Annotated in this window: 27 protein-coding genes and 1 pseudogene; 13 read left to right on the plus strand and 15 right to left on the minus strand. The window is 69.1% G+C overall.

Going from position 1 to position 24,650, the window contains the following annotated elements; genetic code table 11:
* The first annotated feature begins 21 nt into the window (after nt 1–21).
* Nucleotides 22–666, plus strand: a complete 645-nt coding sequence (locus tag ACTWP6_RS15720; RefSeq protein WP_443188176.1) for a TetR/AcrR family transcriptional regulator — start codon at nt 22–24, stop codon at nt 664–666.
* Here ACTWP6_RS15720 and ACTWP6_RS15725 read toward each other — a convergent pair.
* A complete protein-coding gene (locus ACTWP6_RS15725) occupies nt 656–961 on the minus strand; it encodes a hypothetical protein (protein WP_443188177.1) in 306 nt (101 codons plus the stop codon). The genes ACTWP6_RS15720 and ACTWP6_RS15725 overlap by 11 nt on opposite strands.
* A gap of 148 nt (nt 962–1,109) precedes the next feature.
* Here ACTWP6_RS15725 and ACTWP6_RS15730 point away from each other — a divergent pair, with 148 nt between their 5' ends.
* The 3 genes and pseudogenes from ACTWP6_RS15730 to ACTWP6_RS15740 all read left to right on the plus strand — a co-directional run bounded on the left by ACTWP6_RS15730 (nt 1,110) and on the right by ACTWP6_RS15740 (nt 2,881).
* Complete coding sequence (locus ACTWP6_RS15730; RefSeq protein WP_443188203.1) at nt 1,110–1,844, plus strand: helix-turn-helix domain-containing protein; 735 nt, start codon at nt 1,110–1,112, stop codon at nt 1,842–1,844.
* Between the two features lie 72 nt (nt 1,845–1,916).
* Nucleotides 1,917–2,444: pseudogene (locus ACTWP6_RS15735) on the plus strand (peroxidase-related enzyme).
* A gap of 11 nt (nt 2,445–2,455) precedes the next feature.
* Nucleotides 2,456–2,881: a lipoprotein LpqH gene (locus tag ACTWP6_RS15740; protein WP_260752810.1), complete on the plus strand. Its 426-nt coding sequence runs from the start codon at nt 2,456–2,458 to the stop codon at nt 2,879–2,881.
* Nucleotides 2,882–2,890: 9 nt separating this feature from the next.
* Here the strand turns inward: ACTWP6_RS15740 and ACTWP6_RS15745 are convergent, their stop codons facing one another.
* The 3 genes from ACTWP6_RS15745 to ACTWP6_RS15755 form a co-directional block, all read right to left on the minus strand.
* Nucleotides 2,891–3,637 (minus strand): L,D-transpeptidase, encoded by a 747-nt coding sequence (locus ACTWP6_RS15745; RefSeq protein WP_443188204.1) that lies wholly within the window; start codon nt 3,635–3,637, stop codon nt 2,891–2,893.
* A 123-nt stretch (nt 3,638–3,760) separates the two neighbouring features.
* Nucleotides 3,761–4,375, minus strand: a complete 615-nt coding sequence (locus ACTWP6_RS15750) for a Pr6Pr family membrane protein (RefSeq protein WP_260752808.1) — start codon at nt 4,373–4,375, stop codon at nt 3,761–3,763.
* A 197-nt stretch (nt 4,376–4,572) separates the two neighbouring features.
* Complete coding sequence (locus tag ACTWP6_RS15755) at nt 4,573–5,526, minus strand: threonine ammonia-lyase (RefSeq protein WP_443188178.1); 954 nt, start codon at nt 5,524–5,526, stop codon at nt 4,573–4,575.
* A gap of 50 nt (nt 5,527–5,576) precedes the next feature.
* On the opposite strand from ACTWP6_RS15755, the gene ACTWP6_RS15760 reads away from it, so the two are divergent.
* On the plus strand, nt 5,577–6,005 hold the full coding sequence (locus tag ACTWP6_RS15760) for an acyl-CoA thioesterase (protein WP_443188179.1): 429 nt from the start codon (nt 5,577–5,579) through the stop codon (nt 6,003–6,005).
* 52 nt (nt 6,006–6,057) lie between these two features.
* On the plus strand, nt 6,058–7,080 hold the full coding sequence (speB, locus tag ACTWP6_RS15765; RefSeq protein WP_396885497.1) for an agmatinase: 1,023 nt from the start codon (nt 6,058–6,060) through the stop codon (nt 7,078–7,080).
* On the opposite strand, the gene ACTWP6_RS15770 is transcribed toward speB, so the two are convergent.
* A complete protein-coding gene (locus ACTWP6_RS15770; protein ID WP_443188180.1) occupies nt 7,058–7,945 on the minus strand; it encodes a cyclopropane mycolic acid synthase family methyltransferase in 888 nt (295 codons plus the stop codon). The two genes, speB and ACTWP6_RS15770, sit on opposite strands and share 23 nt — an antisense overlap.
* A gap of 325 nt (nt 7,946–8,270) precedes the next feature.
* Here ACTWP6_RS15770 and ACTWP6_RS15775 point away from each other — a divergent pair, with 325 nt between their 5' ends.
* Genes ACTWP6_RS15775 through ACTWP6_RS15790 form a run of 4 tightly spaced genes read left to right on the plus strand, consistent with a single transcriptional unit; the run spans nt 8,271 to nt 11,435 of the window.
* Nucleotides 8,271–8,480 (plus strand): hypothetical protein, encoded by a 210-nt coding sequence (locus ACTWP6_RS15775; protein WP_443188181.1) that lies wholly within the window; start codon nt 8,271–8,273, stop codon nt 8,478–8,480.
* Nucleotides 8,481–8,520: 40 nt separating this feature from the next.
* Nucleotides 8,521–9,687 (plus strand): serine hydrolase domain-containing protein, encoded by a 1,167-nt coding sequence (locus ACTWP6_RS15780; RefSeq protein WP_443188182.1) that lies wholly within the window; start codon nt 8,521–8,523, stop codon nt 9,685–9,687.
* A gap of 39 nt (nt 9,688–9,726) precedes the next feature.
* Complete coding sequence (locus tag ACTWP6_RS15785) at nt 9,727–10,122, plus strand: hypothetical protein (RefSeq protein WP_260752786.1); 396 nt, start codon at nt 9,727–9,729, stop codon at nt 10,120–10,122.
* 17 nt (nt 10,123–10,139) lie between these two features.
* Nucleotides 10,140–11,435: a cytochrome P450 gene (locus tag ACTWP6_RS15790; protein ID WP_443188183.1), complete on the plus strand. Its 1,296-nt coding sequence runs from the start codon at nt 10,140–10,142 to the stop codon at nt 11,433–11,435.
* Here the strand turns inward: ACTWP6_RS15790 and ACTWP6_RS15795 are convergent.
* The 4 genes from ACTWP6_RS15795 to ACTWP6_RS15810 form a co-directional block, all read right to left on the minus strand.
* A complete protein-coding gene (locus tag ACTWP6_RS15795; RefSeq protein ID WP_443188184.1) occupies nt 11,432–11,866 on the minus strand; it encodes a hypothetical protein in 435 nt (144 codons plus the stop codon). The two genes, ACTWP6_RS15790 and ACTWP6_RS15795, sit on opposite strands and share 4 nt — an antisense overlap.
* A 92-nt stretch (nt 11,867–11,958) precedes the next feature.
* Nucleotides 11,959–12,357 (minus strand): hypothetical protein, encoded by a 399-nt coding sequence (locus ACTWP6_RS15800; protein WP_443188185.1) that lies wholly within the window; start codon nt 12,355–12,357, stop codon nt 11,959–11,961.
* A 14-nt stretch (nt 12,358–12,371) separates the two neighbouring features.
* Nucleotides 12,372–13,478: a glycosyltransferase gene (locus tag ACTWP6_RS15805; RefSeq protein ID WP_260752780.1), complete on the minus strand. Its 1,107-nt coding sequence runs from the start codon at nt 13,476–13,478 to the stop codon at nt 12,372–12,374.
* A gap of 83 nt (nt 13,479–13,561) precedes the next feature.
* A complete protein-coding gene (locus ACTWP6_RS15810; RefSeq protein WP_260752779.1) occupies nt 13,562–14,506 on the minus strand; it encodes a dienelactone hydrolase family protein in 945 nt (314 codons plus the stop codon).
* A 102-nt stretch (nt 14,507–14,608) separates the two neighbouring features.
* On the opposite strand from ACTWP6_RS15810, the gene ACTWP6_RS15815 reads away from it, so the two are divergent.
* From ACTWP6_RS15815 to ACTWP6_RS15825, 3 genes are read left to right on the plus strand one after another with little or no spacing between them, the layout of a single operon-like run.
* Nucleotides 14,609–16,408: an N-acyl-D-amino-acid deacylase family protein gene (locus ACTWP6_RS15815; RefSeq protein WP_443188186.1), complete on the plus strand. Its 1,800-nt coding sequence runs from the start codon at nt 14,609–14,611 to the stop codon at nt 16,406–16,408.
* A complete protein-coding gene (locus ACTWP6_RS15820) occupies nt 16,398–16,868 on the plus strand; it encodes a nuclear transport factor 2 family protein (RefSeq protein ID WP_443188187.1) in 471 nt (156 codons plus the stop codon). The genes ACTWP6_RS15815 and ACTWP6_RS15820 overlap by 11 nt, the downstream gene beginning before the upstream one ends.
* Before the next feature lie 10 nt (nt 16,869–16,878).
* Nucleotides 16,879–18,642 carry an N-acyl-D-amino-acid deacylase family protein gene (locus ACTWP6_RS15825; RefSeq protein ID WP_443188188.1) on the plus strand — a complete coding sequence of 588 codons (1,764 nt, stop codon included), beginning with the start codon at nt 16,879–16,881 and terminating at the stop codon, nt 18,640–18,642.
* 9 nt (nt 18,643–18,651) lie between these two features.
* Here the strand turns inward: ACTWP6_RS15825 and ACTWP6_RS15830 are convergent, their stop codons facing one another.
* The 6 genes from ACTWP6_RS15830 to ACTWP6_RS15855 are packed head-to-tail and all read right to left on the minus strand — an operon-like array spanning nt 18,652 to nt 24,564.
* A complete protein-coding gene (locus tag ACTWP6_RS15830; RefSeq protein ID WP_443188189.1) occupies nt 18,652–19,137 on the minus strand; it encodes an SRPBCC family protein in 486 nt (161 codons plus the stop codon).
* Complete coding sequence (locus ACTWP6_RS15835) at nt 19,128–19,484, minus strand: ArsR/SmtB family transcription factor (RefSeq protein ID WP_443188190.1); 357 nt, start codon at nt 19,482–19,484, stop codon at nt 19,128–19,130. Before ACTWP6_RS15835 ends, ACTWP6_RS15830 begins: the two co-directional genes overlap by 10 nt.
* Before the next feature lie 40 nt (nt 19,485–19,524).
* The gene (locus ACTWP6_RS15840; protein ID WP_443188191.1) at nt 19,525–20,637 is read right to left on the minus strand and encodes an amidohydrolase family protein; all 1,113 of its coding nucleotides are present in this window, start codon (nt 20,635–20,637) and stop codon (nt 19,525–19,527) included.
* Nucleotides 20,638–21,978 (minus strand): glutamine synthetase family protein, encoded by a 1,341-nt coding sequence (locus tag ACTWP6_RS15845; protein WP_443188192.1) that lies wholly within the window; start codon nt 21,976–21,978, stop codon nt 20,638–20,640.
* Nucleotides 21,979–22,007: 29 nt separating this feature from the next.
* A complete protein-coding gene (locus ACTWP6_RS15850) occupies nt 22,008–22,490 on the minus strand; it encodes a carboxymuconolactone decarboxylase family protein (protein ID WP_443188193.1) in 483 nt (160 codons plus the stop codon).
* 19 nt (nt 22,491–22,509) lie between these two features.
* Nucleotides 22,510–24,564, minus strand: a complete 2,055-nt coding sequence (locus ACTWP6_RS15855) for an MDR family MFS transporter (protein WP_443188194.1) — start codon at nt 24,562–24,564, stop codon at nt 22,510–22,512.
* Nucleotides 24,565–24,650: the final 86 nt, after the last annotated feature.

The raw sequence follows: 24,650 nt of genomic DNA on the forward strand, positions 1-24,650 counted from the left end.
ATACACTGAGGGTCACTCCAAATGGGTGAGGATGTCAAGCGCAGGTATCGGTCGGATCTGCGCGCCGCGCAGGCGCGCGGCACCCGGCGCCGGATCGTCGCCTCGGCGGCCGAGTTGTTCGTCGCCACCGGCTACGGAGGCACCTCGGTCGACGCGATCGCTACGGCGGCCGGGGTGAGCCGTAAGACGGTGTTCTCCGCGGTCGGCGGCAAAGCCGAACTACTCTCGGCGGCACTGAACTTCGCCATCGCCGGAGACGACGAGCCGCTGCCGTTGGCCGAGCGGCCCGAGGTGGCCGCGCTGCTGGAGCTGGACGATGCCCGTGCTCTGCTGACCGCGTGGGCACGGATGATCGCCGACATCGACACGCGGGTCTCAGCGCTGTTCGCCGCGCTGGAGGCCGCGGCGTCGGAGGACGACAGCGCGCGGGAGCTGTTGGAGAAGCTGCACGCCCAGCGTCGCGCCGGCGCCCGTGCGGTGGTCGATGCGCTGACCGCGCGGGATGCGCTACAGGCCGGGTTGAGTCGTTCGGCCGCAATCGATCTGGCGTGTCTGTTCAGCGATCCCGCGATGCACCGTCATCTCGTTGCCGGCCATGGCTGGTCCGGGAGCCGCTTCGAGAGCTGGCTGGCCGCGACACTCGCCCACCAACTGCTCACCGGGTGAGCTTCGGGTAATCCAGCAGCGAACGCCAGTAGTCCTCCGGGATCTCGGCGTCGGAGCGGAGCACCATGGCCAGACCCGTGGCCATCGCGACACCGAGCAGGCCCAGCCACAGCCCGGCCAGCGCGATGAACACCCACAGCGCAGCGGTCAGTGCCGGCCACGGAGACACCAGCGCCAGCACCGGCGCGAAGAAGAATCCGGTACCGATGTACCAGGACGACCCGGCGCGGTCGCAGATCAGCACGAAGCGCAACCACCGGGGAATCGGGTCGGCGTTCGGGTGTGCGGTTGTCATGTCGCTCGCCTCCTCGGGTGCCTACCTTCACCGTGCGCCCAGGGAGGTAACCACCGCAATTACCTCGGAGGTCATGGCCCGGCCGCGCAGCACCGGTCAAACTGAAGAAGTGACCACTGTCGAGCGGCCGGCTCCGTTCGGGGCGCTGATGCGTGAATGGCGGCGTAGGCGCCGGCTCAGCCAGCTCGATCTCGCGCTGGCCGCCGGCGTATCCGCGCGCCACGTCAGCTTCATCGAGACAGGCCGCTCCTCACCGAGCCGGGCGATGGTGCTGCGGCTGGCCACGGCTCTCGGTGTGCCGCAACGAGAACAGAACCGGCTGTTCGTCGCCGCGGGCCTGGCCCCGGTGTACGCCGAGCGCTCTCTGGACGCGCCCGAGATGGTCGCGGTGCGGGACGGGGTGCGCAGGGTGCTCACCGCCTACGAGCCGTACCCGTGCGTGGTGGTCGACCGTGGCTGGTGGATCCTGCAGGCGAACGCAGGGGCCGGCGTGCTGCTCGACGGCGTGGCGCCGGAGCTGCTCGAGCGGCCCAATGCGCTGCGCATCGCGCTGCACCCCGGCGGGCTGGCCCCCCGCATAAGCAACCTCGGGCAGTGGCGGACCCACCTCGTCGAGCGGCTCCGCCGCGAGGTCGGCAGCGCCGGAGATGCAGAACTCGGTGAGCTGTTGTGTGAAATCGAGTCCTATCCCGGAGGTTTCGAGGACTCCCTCGACCTCGGCGGCGTCGCCGTGCCGCTGGAGCTGGAGGCCGCGGACGGCCGGGTGCTGAGGTTTCTGAGCACGGTCACCACATTCGGCACCGCCCTCGACCTCACGGCGGCCGAGCTGAGCATCGAAGCGTTCCTGCCCGCCGACGACGCCACCGACGCCGCATTGCGTTGACCCGCGCAAGGGTTCGCATCTCGGCGTGCCGAACTGTTGGCCGCCGCCCGTACGTGCGGGAGGGTCGTGGCCATGACAGCGACCAGAGACGCCCCGGTACAGGGCGCCGGGCTGACCCCCGCCCCCATCTCGGGCGGTGCCCGAACTCGACGGGCTCAGCTCCCCGGGCGTGCGCGGCTTCTTCAACCGCCAGCTGCGCGACGAGGGCCTCACCTCGAACTGGTTTCGCGCCCTGTCGTCTCCGGGGAGAACCGCTGCGCGTACTGCCACACCAACCACGCGAACAAGCTGGGCAAGGTCGCCGGCGACTGGTCGTTCGGCCACCGGGTCGCGATCGACCACCATCAGGTGCCTGAGCTGACCGACCGAGAGCGCGCGCTGGCCGATCTCGCGGTGGCGGTCAACAACGATCCGCAGTCGATACGGGACGCCGACGTCGACCGGCTGCGGAGCACGGGCCTCGACGATCACCAGATCCTGAAAGGCATCTCGATCGCGGCGTTCATCGGCGCCACCAACCGCATCGGGATCGCACTGTCGTTACCGCCCAATCCCGAATACACCGGCATTCCGGCCGGGAACGGGCGGTCGAGCGAATAGAGTCGGGCGCCATGGGGACTCGACACTTCATGGCGACCGTCGTCGGCGGCGTCGCGGTACTCGGCGTGGCCGGCTGCGCGACACCCGAGCCAGCCCTGGGCGGTACCACGGCGACCGTGACGATCGACGGCAACGACACCGGCGGCGCGCAGGCCGTGCAATGCCGGCAGACCGGATGGTCGTGGTACATCGAGACCCCGGGGGAAGAGAACGGCTTCACCGCGGTGCTGTCGACCGACGGCGATCTCACCGCCGAGTCCGTCGAATTCCGCGGCGTCGGCGGTTTCAGTGGCACGTTCTGGAGCGACAACATCGGCCAGGCGGAGGTCAGCGGCAACAACGGGCGTTACACGATCACCGGAAAGGCCGACGGGGCGTTCGACGACAAGCCCAGCGACGCCGTCACCGCAGACTTCCGGATTCAGACCAACTGCTGACCGGGATCCTCAGGCCTGCACGATGATCGGGTCGCCGACCCGGACGGTGTCGAAATACCACGCGGCGTTGTCGGGGCTGAGGTTGATGCAGCCGTGGCTGACGTTCGCATAGCCCTGGGATCCGACCGACCACGGTGCGGAGTGGACGTACACGCCACCCCAGGTCACCCGGACGCCGTACTCCCCCTTGATCAGGTAGCCCTCGGGATCGTCGAGAGGGATGCCGATCGTGCGGGAGTCGAAGGTGACGTTGCGCTGCTTCTCCAGCGCGGTGAACCGGCCGGTGGGCGTCGGGAACTTCGATTTGCCCATCGATGCCGGCATCCGGCGCGCCACCTCACCGTCGATGCTGACCGTGAACGAGTAGTCGCCGATGTCGGCCACGCTGACGACCGACGATCCGGTCTGGAAGCTCGTCGTGAAGCCGCCCACCGTGACCGAGATCGGCGTATGGGCGGGGAAGAAGTCGGTGGGTGTCCACTCCAAGACTCGGTCGTCGAGCCAGGTGAAGGATCCGGACGCCGGGACCGGCGACCCGGCCGGGACCACGGCCACAGACCGTTCCGCGGCCGACCTGTTCGGCACCTCCCCGGCGAACCTGACGGTGACCGGATGCGCGACGCCGACCGTCTGGCCAGGCGCGGGGGTCACCCCGGCGACCCGCGTTCCGGCGGTTGACCCGGCATTGCCCGCGGGAAGCGGCCCGAGCAGCGAGCCGCCCGTGAGCAGCGCAGCGCACCCGAGCGCGCTCACCATTTGCTGCAGACGACGTCTCAGCACGTTGCCATCCTAATTGGTCGTGGCGGGTGCCGCGGCCGAACACGGGCCCGGCAAACGACAACTGTCTCCCCTTCTATCGGTCCCGCAGGCGGCGATGTTTCAGGCCCGGGCCTCGGACGCCGCGCGGTTGAGCGCCAGCAGCGTGTATCCCAGTGCGAGCACGCACGCCGACAGCGCGGCGACGTTCATCGCCACCGTGGCGGTGCCCACGCTGTCCGGATCGAGGAAGTAATAGGGCGGGCGCCGGCCGGCATCGTTGAGCACCAGCAGGGCCAGCGCGAGATATGCCGCCGGATACGTCAGCCACGCCACCGGCTGCCACCACGCCATCGGGATCGCGCCGCGACCGACGAGCAGCCAGTCACCGAGCACCAGCACCGGGACCGCGACGTGCAGGAGGAAGTTCGCCGGCGTGTACCCCATGCTGTGCTCGGTCAACAGGAGGTTCCAGATCACCCCGGCCATGACGACATACAGCACCACCGCGCCCCGCAGCCCGATCCGACTGTCGGCCCGCGGTGAGCACAGAGTCCACAGGTAGTATCCGGCGGCCAGCAGATTGGCCTGGTAGGTGAACGTGATCAGCCGCCATCCCACTCCCCGGGTGGAGGTCAGTTCCACCAGCAGCAGCGCGGCCGCGACACAGCCGACGATCGCCAGCCTGAGAACGGTGCGCACGAGCGACGGGTGCGTGGGGGCGACGGGGAGGCTCATTCCCGCCAGGATATGACTTGCGGCAGCCGCAGCGGCGAGCAGCGCGACCGGGCCACGGTCGGCCGGCGGACCTGCCCGGTACGCCCTGCGCTCGTCGTGCTCGAAGGGCTCGAAGGGTCGGGACGGGTCGAGTCCTTCGCTGCCGGAGCACGCCAGCGCCGCGCCCACACACCACTGAATCGAAAACCCGGTGGACCCTACCCGCCGAGAATCTGCGCGAGCATGCGCGCGTCGATGTTGCCCCCGGACAGGATCAACACGGTCGGCCCCGGCGGTGTCATGCCCTGCCGGTAGGCCGCCAGGGGCACCGCACCGCTCGGCTCGCTGACCAGGTGCGCGCGGTACGCGTACTCGCGCACCGCCGCGCGGATCTCGTCCTCGGACACCGTCAGCATCCCGTCGAGAACCTGCTGCAGATGGACAAAGGTCAGCTCCGAGGGCTGCGACCGCAGCCCGTCGGCGATCGTGCGGTTACGGTCTTCGATCGACCAGTTGACCCGGTGGCCGAGGCGCAATGCCTCGGTGGTGTCGGCGGCGAGCTCGGGCTCGACCCCGAAGACCGCGGCGTCCGGGCACAGCGCACGGATCGCGGTGCCGATGCCCGAAGCCAGTCCCCCGCCACTGACGGGGACGAGCACGGTGCGCACCGACGGCAGGTCCTCGGCGATCTCCAGGCCGATCGTGCCCTGTCCGGCGATCACATCCGGGTGGTCGAACGGCGGGATCATCGCCCCGCCGGTGTCGCTGCGCACCTGCTCGGCGACCGCCTCGCGTTGCCCTGCCGCGCACAACACCACCCGCGCGCCGAGATCACGGGTGGACTGCACCTTGACCGTCGGCGTCTCCTCCGGCATCACGATGTGGGCCCGCAACCCGAACGCCGCCGCGGCGTACGCGACGGCCTGCGCGTGGTTGCCGCTGGAATAGGCGACGACGTCGGTGACGGCGCCTTCGCCGGCCGACGTCAACGCCGCCACGGCATTGAAGGCGCCACGGACCTTGAACGCGCCGATGGGCTGCAAGTTCTCCGGCTTGATCCACAGCGGCCGGTCCGGGTCGCCCCAGCGGGCGGCGAGCAGTGGCGTACGCACCACATGCGATCGGACCCGGTCAGCCGCCGCCCGGACATCGTCGATCGTCACCAGCTTCATGGATCCCAGTGTCCTGCAGACCGCCCGTCCCGATCTCTAGGGTGAGTCGGGTGACGGACTTCTCGCTGGCGATCGCGCCGCGCTACGCGGAGATCGACCAGCAGGGCGTGGTGTTCAACGGCCATTACCTGACGTGGTTCGACGAGGCGTGCACCGGGCTGCTCGACTCGCTCGGCATCGGCTATCCCGCGTTGAACGCCGACGGGTACGACTTCCAGGTGGTGCACGCCGAGATCGACTTCGCGGCGCCGGTGCGCTGGCGAGACGAGGTGCGGGTCGAGGCACGCTGCACCCGGGTGGGCACGACGAGCTTCACCATCGGCTTCACCGTGCTGGCCCGCTCCGGCACCGACGCGGAGCGGGTCGCGGTGCGGGGACACAACGTCTATGTGCTGGTGTCCACGACGGATTGGGCCAAGCGGACGATCCCCGACAGGCTGCGGTCGGCGCTGGATGTGAGCGCGGCGAGTGACCGGTAGCGTCGTTCGCATGGGCCACGAGCACGGACCTCGACGTGAGCTCCCGCCGGGGATGGCGGAGCAGTTGGATCTGCCCTACGCGGGCGTGGCTTCTTTCGGGCACCGCCCGTTTTTGACCGAGCCCGAACAACTCGACGCTTGGCAGCCCGACGCCGCCATCGTCGGGGCGCCGTTCGACATCGGGACCACCAACCGTCCCGGTGCGCGGTTCGGGCCGCGGGCGATCCGGGCCACGGCCTACGAGCCGGGCACCTACCACTTGGATTTGGGCCTGGAGATCTTTGACTGGCTGGAGGTTGTGGACTTCGGTGACGCCTATTGTCCGCACGGCCAGACCGAGGTGTCCCACCGCAACATCCGCGAGCGTGTGCACGCGGTGGCCAGCCGCGGCATCGTCCCGGTGATCCTGGGCGGTGATCACTCGATCACCTGGCCGGCGGCGACGGCGGTGGCCGACGTCCACGGTTACGGCAACGTCGGCATCGTGCATTTCGACGCCCACGCCGACACCGCCGACGAGATCGAAGGCAACCTGGCCAGCCACGGCACCCCGATGCGCCGGCTGATCGAATCGGGCGCGGTGCCCGGATCGCAGTTCGTTCAGGTCGGTCTGCGCGGCTACTGGCCGCCGCAGGACACCTTCGAGTGGATGCTCGAACAGCGGATGACCTGGCACACGATGCAGGAGATCTGGGAGCGCGGGTTCAAGGCGGTGATGGCCGACGCCGTGGGCGAGGCGCTGGCCAAGGCCGAGAAGTTGTATGTGTCGGTCGACATCGACGTGCTCGACCCGGCGCACGCGCCCGGCACGGGCACCCCGGAACCGGGTGGCATCACCAGCGCCGACCTGCTCCGGATGGTGCGGCAGTTGTGCCGCGAACACGACGTCGTCGGAGTGGACGTGGTCGAGGTGGCGCCCGCCTACGACCACGCCGAACTGACCGTCAATGCCGCGCACCGCGTGGTGTTCGAGGCGCTGGCCGGGATGGCGGCCCGGCGGCGCGACGTGGCGGGAGCCGAGCCGGGCCAGCCGGCGCGTTCCTACCGGGAAATCAGGCCTTCTTCTCCAGAGTGAACTGGCAGACGTCGGTGTAGCCGTCACGGAACAGATCCGCGCAGCCGGTCAGGTACTTCATGTACCGGTCGTAGACCTCGCGGGACTGGATGGCCACCGCGTCGTCTTCCCGCTTGCTCAGCGCCTCGGCCCAGATGTCGAGCGTCTTGGCGTAGTGCGGCTGCAGACGCTGCTGCCGCGTCAGGGTGAACCCGGCCTTGGTCGCGTGCTCCTCGACGGTCTCCGGCTTGGGCAGATCACCGCCCGGGAAGATCTCGTCCATGATGAACTTCGAGAACCGGATCAGCTTCATGGTTACCGGCAGCGCTTTCGCGGCGAACTCCTCGTCGCTGGGCTTGATGATGGTGTGCAGCATCATCACACCGTTCTCAGGAAGCACCTGATAGGCCTTCTTGAAGAACTCGTCGTAGCGGTCGCGGCCGAAATGCTCGAACGCCCCGATCGACACGATCCGGTCGACGGGCTCGTCGAACTGCTCCCAACCGGCCAGCAGGACGCGCTTGTTGCGCGGGCTCGGGTGCGCATCAAGTCGCTTCTGCACGTGCGCCTGTTGATTGCGGCTCAGCGTCAGGCCGATGACGTTGACGTCGTAGTTGTCGATGGCGCGCAGTAGCGTCGCACCCCACCCGCATCCGATGTCGAGAAGCGTCATACCGGGTTCGAGGCCGAGCTTGCCCAACGACAGGTCGATCTTGGCGAGCTGCGCCTCTTCGAGCGTCATGTCGTCGCGCTCGAAGTAGGCGCAGCTGTAGGTCTGGGTGGGGTCCAGGAACAGCCGATAGAAATCGTCCGACAGGTCGTAATGGGACTGGACGTCCTCGAAGTGAGGCTGCAGTTCCGAAGAGCCGCTCGTGGTTTCTGGCAAAATACAGGCCCTTAGATTCTCAGAAGCTGATCGGGTGGGGCGGCCCCACCGGGCTTGAGGGCCTGTCCCGTTGTCGCAGTTTACGTAGCGTACCCGAGAGCCCCACGGACCCGTGAATCACCAGCCACACCCCCAGAGCAAGACCGGAACGAAAGCGGGTGATCTTGTCGGGCCGCCCCCGTGTGCGGCGGGTGCAAGCGGGTAATCGGGTCGGGTCCGGCAGCCGCCGGCGCCCGGACGCGCCTATGGTGGAGACAGCGCGTCATGTCCTCAACGTCCTCAACGTCCCCCGAAAGTCCCCGACCATTCTTGGGAGAGATCGCCGATGACCACCCCCGACGACGACCAGTTCATAGACGCCGCCGAGGCCGACGTGGTCGAACAACTCACCCCGGCCGTCGACGTCGACGTCGACGAGGAGACCTGGCCGGACGCCGAGCGGGTCGGCGCCGAGCGCGACTGGCAGGCCAGCGAGGCGGATCTGATCGAGCAGTCCATCCCCGTGCCCGAGGACGAGCCGGAATTCGATCGCTGACCGGCACGGCGACGGTGTCGCGGCCAATACCCTGAGCCCGATGATCACCCGTGTCGCCACCGCCGCGCTCGCCGTGGCCCTCGGCGCGGCGGGGTGCGCACAGCCGGTAGAGGCGCCGCACCCGGCGCACCGGGAGCGTCCCGGCCTCACCGCGACCGCGGCCACGATGGCCGCCCCACTCGCCGACCGGCTCGACGGTGCGGTCGAGCGGGTGATGGCCGAGGCCGGCATACCGGGGGCGATCATCGGGATCTGGACCCCCGACGGAGACTACGTCCGCGCGTTCGGAGTGGCCGACAAGACGACCCGGGCGCCGATGAAGACCGATCTCTACAGCCGGATCGGAAGCTTGACACGTACTTTCACTGTCACCGCGGTGCTGCTGCTGGCCGATCAGCGCAAGCTCGGACTCGACGACCCGATCGCCGAACACCTCGACGGCATCCCCGGTGGGGAGGCCGTCACGCTGCGCCAGCTCGCGGGGATGCGGAGCGGGTTGCCCGACTACACGACGAACCCGGAGTTCGTGTCCGCGGCGTTCGCCGATCCTGCACGGGCGTCCACACCCGCGCAACTGCTCGAGCTCGCGTTCTTCCCACCGACGGTGTTCGCCACCGGTGCCGGCTACCACCACAGCAACACCGACACCGTGCTGCTCGGCCTCGTGGTGGAGAAGGTCAGCGGACAGTCGCTGGCGGGCTACATCCGCGAGCACATCAGTGCGCCACTGGGTATGGAGGCGACCAGCTTCCCGACCGACGCCAGTTTTCCCAGGCCTCATGCCGCCGGCTACACCGCTCAGACGCCCGATGACGGAGAGACCACCGCCACCGACTGGAATCCGTCCCGGTCGTGGGCCGCCGGCAATATGATCTCCACACTGCACGACATGCGGATCTGGGCCCCGGCGCTGGCGAACGGGACGCTCCTGAGCCCCGCGATGCAGCGGCAGCGGCTGGTGGACGGTTCGGGAGGGCCCGCCCCCGAGGGCTACGGGCTCGGAGTGTCCAACTTCGCCGGGTGGGTGGGTTACGCAGGCAGCGTGCCCGGCTACCAGTGCGTGTCGGTGCACCTGCCCGGACGGCAGACCACACTGGTCATCATGACCAACACCGACATCGCGTTCCGGGGCGCTCAGCCAAGCGCGCTGCTGGCCACCGCGGTCACCGCCGAACTGACCCCCGACCACGTGTACTGGACGGACTGAGCGCGGTTGCCGGGGCCTCCCGGCGGGTATCTCGCCTCGGTGACTGACGCGAGTGACGAGACGGTCGATGCCGTCGGCAAGGTGAGTGAAGCTCTGGAGTACGTGGAACGGGCCCGGGGCCATCTGTACTCGTTCCATCAGCTGATCGGCCGGGCCGATCTTCTGCTCGGTGAAGGTGCGGAGGCGCTGCGTGCGGCCGGCCACGACGCGATCGCCGAGCGGCTTGAATCCGACCTGGTGGGACGCAACGTGCTTCACGGGCGGTGGACCTTCCAGATCGTCGAGGAGTTCGACGACGAATACTGGTCGCTGTTCGGCGAGCACGTGCGCCGGGTCCGCGACGAACTGGTGGGCGGCGAACGGCATACGCACGAAGCCCGCATGAAGGAACAACGGCGCACGCACGGCAGAAAGGGTCATGAACGCCTGCCCTGAAGCTACGCTGGGGCCGTATGGGCCTGGGCATCGACGACGCGGCGGTCATCCGGCCGAACGGGGTGGCACCGCCCCCGGTGCCGCTGGCCGACATCGATCTGGGGTCATGGGATTTCTGGGGTCTTGACGACGACTACCGCGACGGCGCGTTCGCGACGCTGCGCCGCGAGGCGCCGATCTCGTTCCACTCCGCCTACGTGGTCGACACCGACTCCGAAGTCGCCGGACACTGGGCGCTGACCCGACACGAGGACGTCTTCTTCGCCAGCAGGCATCCGGAGATCTTCAGTTCCGCGTTGGGGATCACCGTCGGCGATCAAACCCCTGAGCTGGCCGAGTATTTCGGCTCGATGATCGCGATGGATGACCCCCGCCACACCCGGCTGCGCAACATCGTGCGCAGCGCGTTCACCCCGCGAGTGCTGGCCCTGATCGAGGACTCGGTGCGGCAGCGGGCCCGCAGCCTCGTCGAGGACATGGTGGCCGCCCATCCCGACGGCCGGGGCGATATCGTCGCCGAACTGGCCGGGCCGCTACCGCTGCAGATCATCTGCGACATGATGGGCATCCCCGAGCAGGACCACCAGAAGGTCTTCCACTGGACCAACGTGATCCTCGGGTTCGGCGACCCCGACATCGCCACCGACTTCGACGAGTTCGTCTCCGTCGCAATGGATATCGGGGCTTACGCGACGGCCCTCGCCGACGATCGCCGGGACCGTCCCGGCGACGACCTGACCACCAGTCTGGTCCGCGCCGAGCTCGACGGTGAGCGGTTGACCTCCGCCGAGGTCGCGTCGTTCTTCATCCTGCTGGTCGTGGCCGGCAACGAGACCACCCGCAACGCGATCAGCCACGGCGTGCTCGCGCTGAGCCGCTATCCCGAGCAGCGCGACCGGTGGTGGTCCGATTACGCCGGTATGGCGCCCACCGCCGTCGAGGAGATCGTCCGGTGGGCCTCCCCCGTGGCCTACATGCGGCGCACCGCCACCCGCGACGTCGACATGGGGAACGTGAAAATCGCCGCGGGAGACAAGGTCTCACTGTGGTACGGATCCGCGAACCGGGACGAGGCCAAGTTCGCGGATCCGTGGCTGTTCGACGTCGGCAGGAACCCGAATCCGCATGTGGGTTTCGGCGGCGGCGGAGCCCACTTCTGTCTGGGCGCCAATCTCGCGCGCCGCGAGATCACGGTCGCATTCGAGGAACTACACCGGATGGTGCCCGACATCCACGCCGTGGCGGAACCGGACCGGTTGCACTCGGCCTTCATCCACGGCATCAAGCGGCTGCCGGTTTCCTGGCGCCGTTAGCGGCCGCGCACGTCCGGATGCATCTGCTGGGCGGTGCCGGAGTGCTTTCCATCGCGCGCGGTGTCGTCGAGTTTGTCGTTCGAGGTGTTCCGCGGGTCCAGCTGGTCGGCGTGCTCGCGGCGAGCGTCCAGGTGCTCCTGCGAGTGGCTCAACGCGTCGCGTCGGCTGGCGGCCGTGTCGGCCAGACGCGCCGCCTCGGCGGCCTTCGCCTCGGCCTCGGCCTTGGCAGCACGGGCCTTGGCCTCCGTCTCTTCCACGATCGAGGCCTGCCGCTGCACACGCCTGCTGTCGTGGTGGACCTCCTCGCGGATGCGGTCGGCTTCCTCGGCGCGGCGCCGGTTTCGGGTCTTGCGCGCCAGAAAGACGATGACCCCGATGGCGATGATCGCGATCACGGCAATCACGATCCAGACGACGTTGTTGGTGTCCATGCCCGGCTCCTTAGCTCGCGGGACGCCGCGACTGACGGCCCCGTTGATTCGTCGGGTGCCCGGGCGGTGCCGGCGCTAAACCGGGGGCCGGCTCAGAGGGTGGCGGTGAGCGGACCGCTCTCCTGGCAGTGCTGCTGCGGCGGATTGCCCTTCGACGCGCACCCGCGGCCGGTGGCGGTGTAGGTGAGCCCCGGTCGATAGGGCTGGAAGAACACCTGCGCGGGGACGAGGCCGAAGCCCCGCGCGCACTGCCCGGGTCCGGCGTCGCCCTGCATCTGGATACAGACGGTCGTGGCGTAGGTGACTGCGCCGTCGCAGGCCCCGATTGTCAGGGCGGCGGCCACCATGTCGGTGCCGGAGACGTTCACCACGGCCGGGGAGCTGAGCTCATAGGCGCAGGCAGAGACCGGAGCGGGTTGCGCGGCGGCGGAGACCACCGTCGATCCAAGCAGCGACGCGGTGGCGGCCAGCGCTGCGAACGTCCGGAACATCTATGGATCGTAGGTCACCCGGCGCCGAGAGCGGTCAGCATTCCGGCGGCTGCTCGGGGCCAGGTGAAGTGTTCGGCGCGCCGTCGTGCGCTGTGCCTGCGAAGGTGCTCGGGGCGGGTCAGCACGGTGCCCACGGCGGCGGCGATCGCGTCGGCGTGGTTGTCGGCGGTGGCGCCGCTGTCGTGGGTGAGGATCTCAGCCAGCGCCGAGGTGCGGGACACCACTGCGGGCGTGCCGCACGCCAGCGCTTCGAGCGCGGCAAGGCCGAACGTCTCGTGCGGCCCGGGAGCCAGGGCGACGTCGGCGCTGGCCATGATCGTCGCAACGGTGTCGCGGCAGCCGATGAACCCGGCGAACTCGACCGGCAGTCGAGCCGCCCTGCGCTGCAGCCGGGCGCGCAGCGGCCCCTCGCCGACCACCACGAGCCTGGCATTTACGCCCGAATTCCTCAGCGCGGCAACAGCGTCGACGCTGCGGTGTGGTTGTTTCTCGACCGACAACCGTCCGCAGTGCACCAGCAGCAGCTCGTCGGGCGCTGCCCAGCGACGCCGGGTCTGGGCGCAGCGCCGGCGCGGGTGGAACTGGTCGAGGTCGACGCCCAGCGGCACCGTCACCACATTGGTCGCGCCGATCCTGTCGAACTCCTCCCGCGCGAACGCCGTCGTGCAGACGACGGCGTCGTAACCGGCCGCGGTGCGCCGGTTGGCGACATCGGCCACCGCCCGCGCGACAGCGCCCGGAAGTGCCTGCCCGACAAGACGGTCCAGGCGTTCGTGAGAGATCATCACTGTCGACACGCCGCGCCCGCGCCCCCACGTGCCCAGCGACCTGAGGGTCAACCGGTCCGACACCTCCAGAGCGTCGGGTCGCAGCCGCTCCAGCAGCTCGACCACCGGCCGCGGGTGAACCGCGCGGTAGCCGCCGGTGGCGGGGATCAGTCGCGCGGGCACGCCGATTCGGACCACACCGGAGGGCAGGACGGTGTGGTCCGGCCGGGGTCCGGGCACCACGAGGAACACCGTGTGCCCGGCCGCGCGGTATTCGGCGCCGAGCCGATCCACCGCGGTGCGCAGCCCCCCGGATCGTGGACCGTAGAAGTTCGCCACCTGGACCACCCGCATGGCTGCATCAGAGCGTGTACGGGTGTTCGGGGAGCAACGTCAGGTCGGCCGCGGGCCGAACAGGCGGTGTCGTGCCGGTGCCGCTAGCCGACGTGGGCGGCCAGCCAGTCCAGGGTGCGTGACCAGGCGTCGGCTGCGGCGGCCGGATCGTAGCGGTCACCGGTGTCGTTGAAGAAGGCGTGGTTGGCGCCCGGTTCGGTGACGAGCTCGTGAACCAGGCCGGCCTTCTGCAGCGCGGCAGCGGCGACCGGTTCGGTGGCGTTGACGCGCTGGTCGAGTTCGCCGTAGAAGCCCAGAACGGCCACGCCTTTCGACCCGGCGAAGTCCGGATTGTCAGGTGTGGGCCCGTAGAACGGAAAGGCCGCCGCCAGTTCGGGTGAGCCGGCAGCGAGCAGTCGCCACACCAGCCCACCTCCCATGCAGAAGCCGATCACGGCCGTGTTCTTCCCGGGGGTGCGGCGCGCCACCTCGGCGATCCCGGATTTCAGATCGGCCACCATGTCCTCGGGTGGCCGGTTGCCCAGCGCGGCGGTGGCCTCGGCCGGATCGGCGAAGGTCGCGGTGCCACCCTGCTCCGAGAGCAGGTCGATGGCCAGGCTGGAATAGCCGGCCCCGGCGAGCCGACCCGCCACCGAGCGCACCCAGTCGTTGAGCCCCTTGTTCTCGTGGATGACCAGGATGCCGCCGCGGGCGCCGGGCGTGGTGTCAGATGCCGTCGCCTGGTCCCCTCCGACCGGCGCCCAGGCCCCTTGCAGTTCCCCGCGCGGGCCGGCCCAGGTGACCGGCGTGGTGGGCAGGGCCCGGTCCATGCCGGGCGGCGGGGTGGCCGGGGGCGTGCCGGACTCGGGGGGCGCCGCCGCGCTCTCGGCCTCCTGTCTGTTCTCCCCGCACGCCGCGATCAGCGCCGAGGCCGCCGCGGCGCTCACCCCCAGCAGTGCCAGCCGGCGCATCGCCTCGCGTCGGGACATCAGACCGTCCACGTGGTCGGTCGCGATCTCTTCGGCGATGTAGCGCTGCAGAGGCGTCACAAGCCCTGATTATGCGCTTTCGGCCAGCTCGGCGACCGCGAGTAGACACTCGGAAAATTCTGTTCACCGATTTCGTTGACACCCGTCTGCGGGGGCTGTTCGATGAGCGTTGTGACTTACGACACGATCATCCGCAACGGCCGGTGGTTCGATGGCACCGGTGCGCCCTCGGCGGTGCGCACCCTCGGCATGCGGGCCGGGCACGTCGCCGCCATCAGCGAGGACGACCTCGACGAGACAGGGTGCCCGCAGGTGATCGATGCGGCCGGCAAGTGGGTGCTGCCCGGGTTGATCGACATCCACACCCACTACGACATCGAGGTGCTCGACGGGCCGGCCCTGTCAGAGTCGCTGCGGCACGGTGTCACCACCGTGATGCTCGGATCGTGCTCGCTGTCCACCGTGTACGTCGACGGCGTGGACGCAGGCGACATCTTCGGCCGGGTCGAGGCGATCCCCCGCGAGCACGTGATCGACGCGGTGGACCGCAACAAGAACTGGTCGAGCGGTGAGGAGTACATCGCGGCACTGGAATCGCGTCCGCTCGGCCCGAATGTCGCGGCGTTTCTCGGGCATTCCGACATGCGCACGGCGGTCATGGGGTTGGACCGGGCCACCCGCAAGGACGAACGGCCGACCAGTGGTGAACAGCTACGGATGGAGCAGATGCTCACCGAGGCGCTGCGTGCGGGGTTCGTCGGGATGTCTTCGCAGCAACTGCTTTTCGACAAGCTCGACGGCCAGGTGTGCCGGTCGCGCACACTTCCGTCCACCTATGCCAGCGCCCGCGAACTGCGCCGGCTGAAATCGCTGCTGCGCCGGTCCGGCCGGGTGCTGCAGGCCGGACCGGACATCACGAACCCGGTCAACGTGGGCTCGCAGGTCTTCCAGTCCCTCGGCCTGTTCCGCAACCCGCTCAAGACGAGCCTGCTCTCGGCGGCCGACATCAAGTCCAACCCGGTGGCGGTCAAGACGCTCGGACCCCTTGCCCGGCTGGTGAACCGGCTGGGCGGCAATTTCCGTTGGCAACACCTGCCGGTGCCGTTCGAGGTGTATGCCGACGGCATCGACCTGGTCATCTTCGAGGAGTTCGGGTCGGGTGCGGCGGCGCTGCACCTCGCCGACGAGGTGGAGCGCAACGCGCTGCTGCGCGACGAGGCCTACCGCCGCCGGTTCCGCAAGGACTACGACGCGAAGTTCGGCATGCGGGTATGGCACCGCGACTTCTTCGACGCCGAGATCGTCGCCTGCCCCGACGCGTCGGTGGTCGGCAAGTCGTTCGGCGACGTGGGACGTGACCGCGGCGGCCTGCACCCGGTGGACGCGTTTCTCGACCTCGTGCTCGAGCACGGCAAGGCGCTGCGGTGGCGCACCACGATCTCGAATCACCGGCCGGAGATGCTCAAGAAGCTCGCCGCCGACGGCGGTATCCAGATGGGCTTCTCGGACGCGGGCGCGCATCTGCGCAACATGGCGTTCTACAACATGGGACTGCGACTGCTCCGTCACGTCCACGACGCCGAGCGGACCGGACGGCCGTTCATGACCGTCGAGCAGGCGGTGCACCGGCTCACCGGTGAACTCGCCGACTGGTACCGCATCGACGCCGGCCACCTGCGCCTCGGGGACCGTGCCGACGTGGTGATCGTCGATCCCGCGAAGCTCGACGACACGCTGAACCGTTATGCCGAGGAGCCGGTCGCGCAGTACGGCGGGCTGTCGCGGATGGTGAACCGCAACGACGACACCGTCAACGCCGTATTCGTCGGGGGCCGCGCGGTGTTCCTCAACAGTGAAGCCACCGCCCTGGTCGGTACCCGGCGCACGGGGCGGTTCCTGCGCGCAGCGCACAGGGCGCCCGCACCGGCCGCACAGGAAGAGGCGCTGGCGCATGCCGGTTGACCAGGCGGCGCGCACCGCAGAGGTCGAAGCCACCGTGCACGGCATGTGGGCCGCGCTGTCGGATCGCGATTGGGATGCGCTCAAGACCTTCCTCGCCCCCGGGTGTATCTATCTCGACGTGCCGGTCGGCCCGGCCGTGGCCGCCCGCGGCCCCGAGGACATCGTCAAACGGCTGAAGATCGGCATCGAGCCGCTGGCGGCCTACCGGAACTTCCCCGGGCTGATGGTCAGCGACGGCGTCGACGTGATGTACGAGCACAGCGAAGAGTGGCATTGGGCCACAGGAGAATTCGCGCTGTTGAAGTTCGTCAGCGTGCACCGCGTGCAGGACGGTGCGATCACGCTGTGGAAGGACTACTGGGACATGGCCGCGCTGGCCGACCATGCCCCGCCGAGCTGGTTGGCGGACTTCGCCGAGGCGGACATGTCGTGGGTCTTCGACGCGACCGGACTGGTGTGAGGGGCGATCGATGCTGGATCTGAAGATCACCGGCGGCACGGTCGTGGACGGCACGGGCGCCGACCGGTTCCGAGCCGACATCGGCGTCAAGGACGGCGTGATCGTCGAGGTGCGCCGCCGCGACGGTGACGACCCGGGGTTGCAGACCGGAGCAGCACACGAGATCGATGCGACGGGACGCATCGTCGCACCGGGCTTCGTCGACGTGCACACCCACTACGACGGGCAGGTCAGCTGGGACGAGACGCTGGAGCCGTCGAGCCGCCACGGCGTCACCACGGTCGTCAGCGGCAACTGCGGCGTCGGGTTCGCGCCGGTGCGTCCCGGCCGCGAGCAGTGGCTCATCGAACTGATGGAAGGTGTGGAGGACATCCCGGGCTCCGCGCTGGCCGAAGGCATCACCTGGCGGTGGGAGAGCTTTCCCGAATACCTTGACGCGATCGAGAAGCGCACTCTGGCAGTCGATTACGGAAGCCAGATTGCGCACGGCGCGGTCCGCGGCTACGCGATGGGTGAGCGCGGGGCCAACAACGAGGAAGCCACCGCCGACGACATCGCAGCGATGGCGCGCATCGTGCAGGACGCGATCGAGGCCGGCGCGCTGGGCTTCTCGACCTCGCGCACCGAGGCGCACCGCGCGGTCGACGGCCAGGCCGTGCCGGGTACCTACGCCGCCGAGGCCGAGCTGTTCGGGCTGGGTCGTGCCATGGCCGCCGGTGGCCGGGCGGTCTTCGAGGTGGCACCGCAGGGCACCGCAGGCGAGAGTCCGGCCGACGCGTGCATGCGTGAGATGGAATGGATGGCAAAGCTTTCCGAGGACATCGACCGGCCGGTGTCGTTCACGCTGATCCAGGCCTCCCACGCACCGCATCTGTGGCGTCAGCAGCTCGATCGGGCCGAGAAGGCTCACGAGAACGGCGTCGAACTCTATGCACAGTTCGCGGCGCGGCCGTTCGGCATGCTGCTGGGCTTTCCCGGCTACCACGCCTTCACCCACCGGCCCACGTTCCGTGCGGTGTCGGCAGGGTCGGCCCGCGACGAACTCGCGGCGCGGCTGGCCGAACCGGCGGTCAAGGCGGCAATCCTCGCCGAGGAGGATCTGCCTCCGACGCCCGGTGCCCTGCTCGACGGTCTGTTCGCGCTAGCGCAGTACAGCACCGACCGCATCTACGCCATCGGCGATCCCCCGGACTATGAACCGACGCCGGACAGGACAGTGGCGGCCATCGCGGCGGCCCGCGGCCAGAACCCGCTGGAGACGATGTACGACCTGATGCTCGAGGCCGACGCCGGGGCGATGCTGATGCTGCCGTTCTTCAACTACGCCGAGGGCGACCACAGCGCGATCCATCAGATGATGCAGAGCCCGGCTGCGGTCTCGGGGTTGTCCGACGGCGGCGCCCACTGCGGCCTGATCTGCGACGCCTCCTACCCCACGTTCCTGCTCACCCACTGGGCCCGGGACCGCCACCGCGGCCCGAAGTTCTCGCTCGAATACGTGGTGCGCAAGCAGACCTTGGACACTGCAACGCTGTTCGGGCTGTCCGACCGCGGGGTGATCGCGACCGGTAAGAAGGCCGACCTCAACGTCATCGACATGGACGCACTGCGGCTGGACGTGCCGCGGATGGTCTACGACCTGCCCGCCGGAGGACGCCACCTGCTCCAGGGCGCCTCGGGGTACGACGCGACCGTGGTCAGCGGCGTGGTGACCCGGCGCCACGGCGTCGACACCGGCGCCCGGCCGGGCAGGCTCATCCGCGGGGTGCGCTGAGTTCTGCGGTCAGCCGGCGAGCAGGCCGTCGATCTGGTTGATCGCCGACGAGGCGCCCTCGATCACGCCCATGTCGAGCACCTGCTGCAGCGCTTCGGCGGACGCGTAGGTGCTCACGAACGTCGACCGGGTCCCGCCGTCATGGGCAGTGAAGGTGAACACGTTTTTCGACACCGGCAGATCGGGGTTCGGATCGAAGTTCAGATCGGCGAACCCGTCGTCGAACTCGAACCGGTTAGGCGCGTCGACCGCCGTGACGTGCCAGTACCCGGCGTGCTTGTCGCCCTCCGGGCCGGTCATGAAGTAGGTGACGCGACCTCCGGGGCGCAGGTCGTGGTCGACCACCGTCGCGGGGTATTCCGGTGGACCCCAGATCTTTTCGAGCTGACGCGGATCGGCGTAGATCTGCCAGATCCGTTCCACGGGCGCCGCGAAGTCGGCGATGATGGTCAGCGTCGCGGTGTCGAGGTCGTGGTGGACGTCGGTCACGGGCATGGTGGTTCCTCCTGCTTTTCCGGGTCGGCGGCGACGAGCTCGTCGATGCGTGCGACGCGCCCGCGCCAGATCTGTTCCAACTCGGCCAGCAGAGACGCCACCGACCGCACGGCGGTGACGTCCCCACTGGCCAACTGCTCACGGCCGTTGCGCCGCTTGGTGATCAGACCGGCCTTACCCAGTACGGCGACGTGCTTCTGCACCGCGGCGAAGCTCATGTCGTAGTTGGACGCCAGCGACGAGACCGAGTGCTCCCCCGTCAGCACCCGGCGCAGGATGTCGCGGCGGGTGCGGTCGGCCAGCGCGTGGAACAGCGCGTCGGTCCGGTCGTCGTCCAGGTCGATCACGCCTACAACATACAACCAATTGGTTGTATGTTGTCAAGGGTCAGCGCCGGTCCAGGTGGTACACGCGCTCGGCGTTGCGGTGCGCGATCAAGTCGACCACCCGGATCGCGTCGCTCTGGCTCCACTCGTCGGCGTCGACGAAAGACTGCAGGACCGCGGCGATTCCGTCGCGCCACAGCCGGGCGCCGAGGAAGTGCAGTTCGGCCGGACCGAACCCGTCCGACGAGTACAGGATCTTGCGGAACGGCGCCAGCTCCAGCAGGCGGGCCACGAACGCCGCCGAGCGGGCGCCGAGATGGTTGATCGACAATCCGCCGTCGAGGTAGACGTTGTTGAACGCCTGCGCCAGGTAACCGGCCTCCCGTTCATACGGGTAGCAGTGCAGCAACATCACCGGCGTGTCCCCGCTGACTCGCAGAAAGTCCAGCAGGTGAACGGGGTTGGCGGCGTGCAGATCACAGTCGCGGTCGCCGAGCCCGACGTGGAACTGCAGCGGCTTGCCCAGTCGCAGCGCCCGGTGCAGCCCGAAGCGCAACAGCACCCGATCGGTCAGCCGGGTCCCGCCCGCGTCGCGCCAGCGGGCGGCCGCGTCGGCCACCTCCGCCGGGGACGGGTCGGACAGCTCGCCCAGGAAGCCGCCGCGGTAGGCCAGGATCGACTTGGTGCCCACCGCGGTTGCGGTCTGCTGCCAGAGCAGCTCGTCGAACGCGGCGGCGTAATCCCCCGGCGCTGCGGCGGCCTGCTCGGCGACCGTCTCCAACCGCACGATCTCGTGCACCCGCCCGGCGCCGAGGGCGCCCAGCTCTGACAGATCGGCCACCCCGCCGGCGAACCCGGTGTCCACCAGCCAATCCGACACCCCAGCCGCACGTAGGAACCGTTGCGCCAGAACATCTTCAGGCAATGCGCAGCGCGCCGCCCAGTACACGTCGGCATCGGGGTGCCGGTCGAGCTCGAGCAACGGCGCGCAGTGGGCGCGCACCGCGAAGCCGAGCTGGGTGTCGAACGCGGAGTCGAACGCCGCCACCGGCTCGGTGTTCGCCTCGTTGAGGGCGTTCTCGAACCACGACCGGTCGCCGGATCGGAGCCGGCAGCCGTGCACATGGTGGTCGACGAGCCGGACGGTCGCGGCGTGCTCAACCAGTGCCGTCACCTACACGCTCCAGGCGAGCCGGAACTTGTCGGCGAGCTCGTCGGCGCTGCGCTGCCCGTAGTTGCGCTGTTCGTAGCGCCGCACCGCGACGACGGCATCGACCACCGCGTCGCCCAGGATGGCGCGCATCCGCGCCGAACCGTCGAGCGCGTCGAGGATCTCGGGCTGGTCGGTGGGCAGCAGGGCCACACCCGCGTCACCGGCCAGGCTGGACGGGTCGACGGTCACCTCCCCGGGCAGGGTGAGGCCGCGCTCGATGCCGTCGAGTGCCAGCCCCAGGATCGCCGCCGAAGCCAGGTACGGGTTCGCCGACGGATCGATGATCTTGACCTCGACGTTGGCGCCGTACGGGTTGGCCTCCCCGCCGGTCAGGAACCGCACCGCGGCCTCCCGGTTCTCGGTTCCCCAGCACGCGTAGGCGCCCGCCCAGTGTCCGGGCTGCATCCGCATTCCGGACAGCACCGAGCCGCCCAGCACGCCCTGGGCGTCCGCAAGCCCGGCGAGCACACCGGCCACGGCCGAGGCGCCCTCGGCCGTCATGCCGGCGGGTCCGTCGCCACCGGAGAACATCGGCCCATCTTCACGACTCAGCGAAAAGTGCTGGTGCGCACCATTTCCCACGCTACCCGCGAAGGGCACCGGGGACAGGCTCGCGCGCATGCCGTACTTTCTGGCGATCCGGCCCACGATGATGCGCATCAGCGTGACCTGGTCGGCGGCGATGACCGGCGGCTGTGGTGCCAGTGAGATCTCGAACTGGTTGACGCCGTACTCCGGATGGAACTGCTCGATGCTGACGCTGGAGGCCGTCGCCGCGGCGGTCACGTCCCGGACGAAACCCTCGAACTCCAGGACCCCCGCCAGGCCGTACTGCGCCCAGAGGTGCCCGGGCAGCGGTGCGCCGTCGGGACCGACGAGGACGAACTCGATCTCATGCCCGACCAGTGCCTCGATCCCGGCCGAGGCAAGGGCCTCCTGCACCCGGTGGAGCGCGCCGCGGGTGCAGTACGGATCGGGCGAGCCGTCCTGACCGAAGAACGAGCCCGGGGCCCAGGCCAATCCGTCCCCGAGGATGCGCAACCCCGCGAGATCGATACGGATCCGCTGATCGCCGACGACGCCGGTGGCGTCGCTGAACACGATGCCGGTCTGGTCGATGGCGAACACGTGCCACACCGGACTGGCGCCCAGACCGGGGTCGGCGAACGATCCCATGCGCCGCAGGGGCACCGTCTTGGCGTGGATCAGGCCGGCGGGATTGACGACGGTGCCGATCAGGGTGGCGACGCCGTCGGCCTCCAACTGGGCGATGGCCGCAGCGGCCAGGGGTTTGGCTGCCATCTCGCCATTCTGCAGCCGATCCGGGTTCCTTACAGGGTGATCTTGCAGGCCTGACCGATGTCGAGGGTGCGCAGCATCCGGCCCATGCCGACCCACATGGCGCAGGAGATCGCCAGGTCGGTGAGCAACTCGTCGTCGAAGTGGACCGCGGCCCGCTCCCAGAAGTCTTCGTCGTCGCGCAGCCCGGTGTGATCGGTGGCGAAGCGGTGCGCATACTCCATCGCGATGCGCTCCTGATCGCTGTAGCCCGGCCAGGTGCGCCATTGCGTGGCGTAGTCGTAGAACTCCTCGCTGATGCCGTTGGCCTCGCCCTCGGAGTCCCTGGTGTTCTGGCACACCACGCACTCGTTGGCATAGGCGATCACGATCCGCGCGGCCTCCCGCACCCGCATGGGCAGCCGGTTCTTGGTGTAGACGGCGTTGGTGAACTGTGCCATCGCGGTGCCCAACTCGGGTGACTTCACCGCGAAGCCGGTCACGTCGTCGTCGGCGAAATCTCCGATTCGGCTCATGGCCCGCATCGTAGCCGGGTCACCTTGCCGCGGTGGCGAGTTGCGTCCGCTCGTCGTCCCAGTCGCGCTGCACCAGCAGGCGCTGCGCGATCTTCTCCAGCGCGGCCTCCACCTCGGCGCGGTCCGGACGGCCCTCGAAACTCGGTGAACTTTCCAGCTTCGCCACGATCCGGCTGACCAGTGCCGTGGACGCGGCGTCGACCTGACGGGCCCCCGACTGCGTCAGCCACAGTTGGTCGCCGGTGCGCAGCGCGTGGCCGGACGCGACCAGCCGGTCGAACGTCGGCTCGAGCACCTCCGGCGGTACGCGCAGCCGCTCGGCCATCTCGCTCAGTCGCGCCGAGCCGAACACCTGGCTCTGCCGGTAGATCTGGATCAGCGCCCACAACAGCGCCACGTCGGACTCGCATCCGCGGGTGCCCGCGATGCTGCGCAACCTGATCTCGGGTGACTGGCGCACCATCCGGGCCACGGCGGTCTCCAGCATCTCTTCGGGAGTGCCGCTCGAGGGCATCGCGAAGCCCTCTCCCATGTCCAGTGCCGCGGACGTCTCGAGCTCCTGCAGCGGCACCTGCTTGAGTGTCAGCGCTACGAAGAAACCGATCGCCGCGACGGGCGCCGCGCACAGGAAGACCAGGCCCAATGAGTCCGCGTAGGCGGTCACGATCGGCGCGGCGACGGCGTCCGGAAGGCGGTGCAATACCTGCGGCGACTGCGCTGCTTCGGGCGGTGCTCCGCCCGCGGCCAGAGCCGGGGCGATGCGGGCGTCCAGGAAGTTGGCGAACAGCGAGCCGAAAATGGCGGCGCCGAACGAGCTTCCGATGGTGCGGAAGAACGTCACGCCGGACGTGGCGACACCGAGATCGGAGAATTTCGCGGTGCTCTGCACGATCAGGACCAGCACCTGCATGCACATGCCGATGCCGGTGCCCAGGATGAACAGGTACGCGCTCTGCTGCAGCATCGGCGTCGTCGCGTCCATCCGCGACAGCAGCACGAAGCCCAGCACCATCACCGCGGTGCCGACCACCGGGAAGATCTTGTAGCGGCCGGTGCGGCTGACCAGCACGCCGCTGCCCATCGAGGTCAGCAGCAGGCCGCCGACCATCGGCAGGGTGCGCAGGCCGGATTCGGTCGCCGACACCCCGTCGACGAACTGCATGAACGTCGGCAGGAACGTCAGCGCTCCGAGCATCGCGAAACCCACGATGAACGACAGGATGCAGCACACGGTGAACACCGGGCTGGCGAACAGCCGGATGGGCAGGATCGGCTCGGTGGCGCGCATCTCGACCCGCACGAAGAACGCCAGCGCGACGGCCGAGCCGACGAACAGACCGATGATCGTCGGCGAGGACCAGGCATAGGTGCTGCCGCCCCAGCTGGTGGCCAGTGTGAGGCCGGAGGCGCCCAGCGCGATCAGCACGATGCCGGCGTAGTCGATGACGGGCCTGCCGCGCCTGCCCAGCGCCGGGATCGCCGTCAGCGCCACCAGGAGAACCACGATCCCGATCGGCACGTTGATCCAGAACGCCCAGCGCCAGCTCAGGTGATCGGTGAAGTAGCCGCCGAGCAACGGGCCGATGACCGTGGTGACGCCGAAGACGGCGCCGAGCGCGCCCTGGTAGCGACCGCGGTCGCGCAGCGGGATCACCTCGCCGATGAGCGCCGCGGCGGTGACCATCAGCGCGCCGCCGCCGACGCCTTGCAGCGCGCGCGAGGCCACCAGCATCTCCATCGACGAGGAGATGCCGCACAGCACCGAACCGGCCAGGAAGAACAGGATGGCCGCGGCGAAGATCACCTTGCGGCCGAACATGTCACCGAGCTTGCCGACGATCGCGGTGACGATCGTCGAGGCCAGCAGGTAGCTGGTGACCACCCAGGACTGATGTCCCGCACCGCCCAGATCGGCGACCACGGTCGGCAGCGCGGTCGCCACGATCGTTTGATCCAGCGCCGCGAGCAGCATGCCGAGCGCCACCGCGATGAAGATGACGTTGCGGCGCTGCGGGCTGACCGGCGCCGGTTCCGCCGGCTCGGTGGTCTCTGGGTGCGCTGCAGGGGACGCCATGCCTGCCTTTCTGGTCGAGCGAGAACTCCGCATAGGACATCGTTAGATGAGCTATGAAAGTTACGCTTGTCCGGCAGGTGTCATTC

The sequence above is a fragment of the Mycobacterium sp. 4D054 genome (assembly GCF_052245755.1).
In the GTDB taxonomy this organism is placed as follows: Bacteria; Actinomycetota; Actinomycetes; order Mycobacteriales; family Mycobacteriaceae; genus Mycobacterium.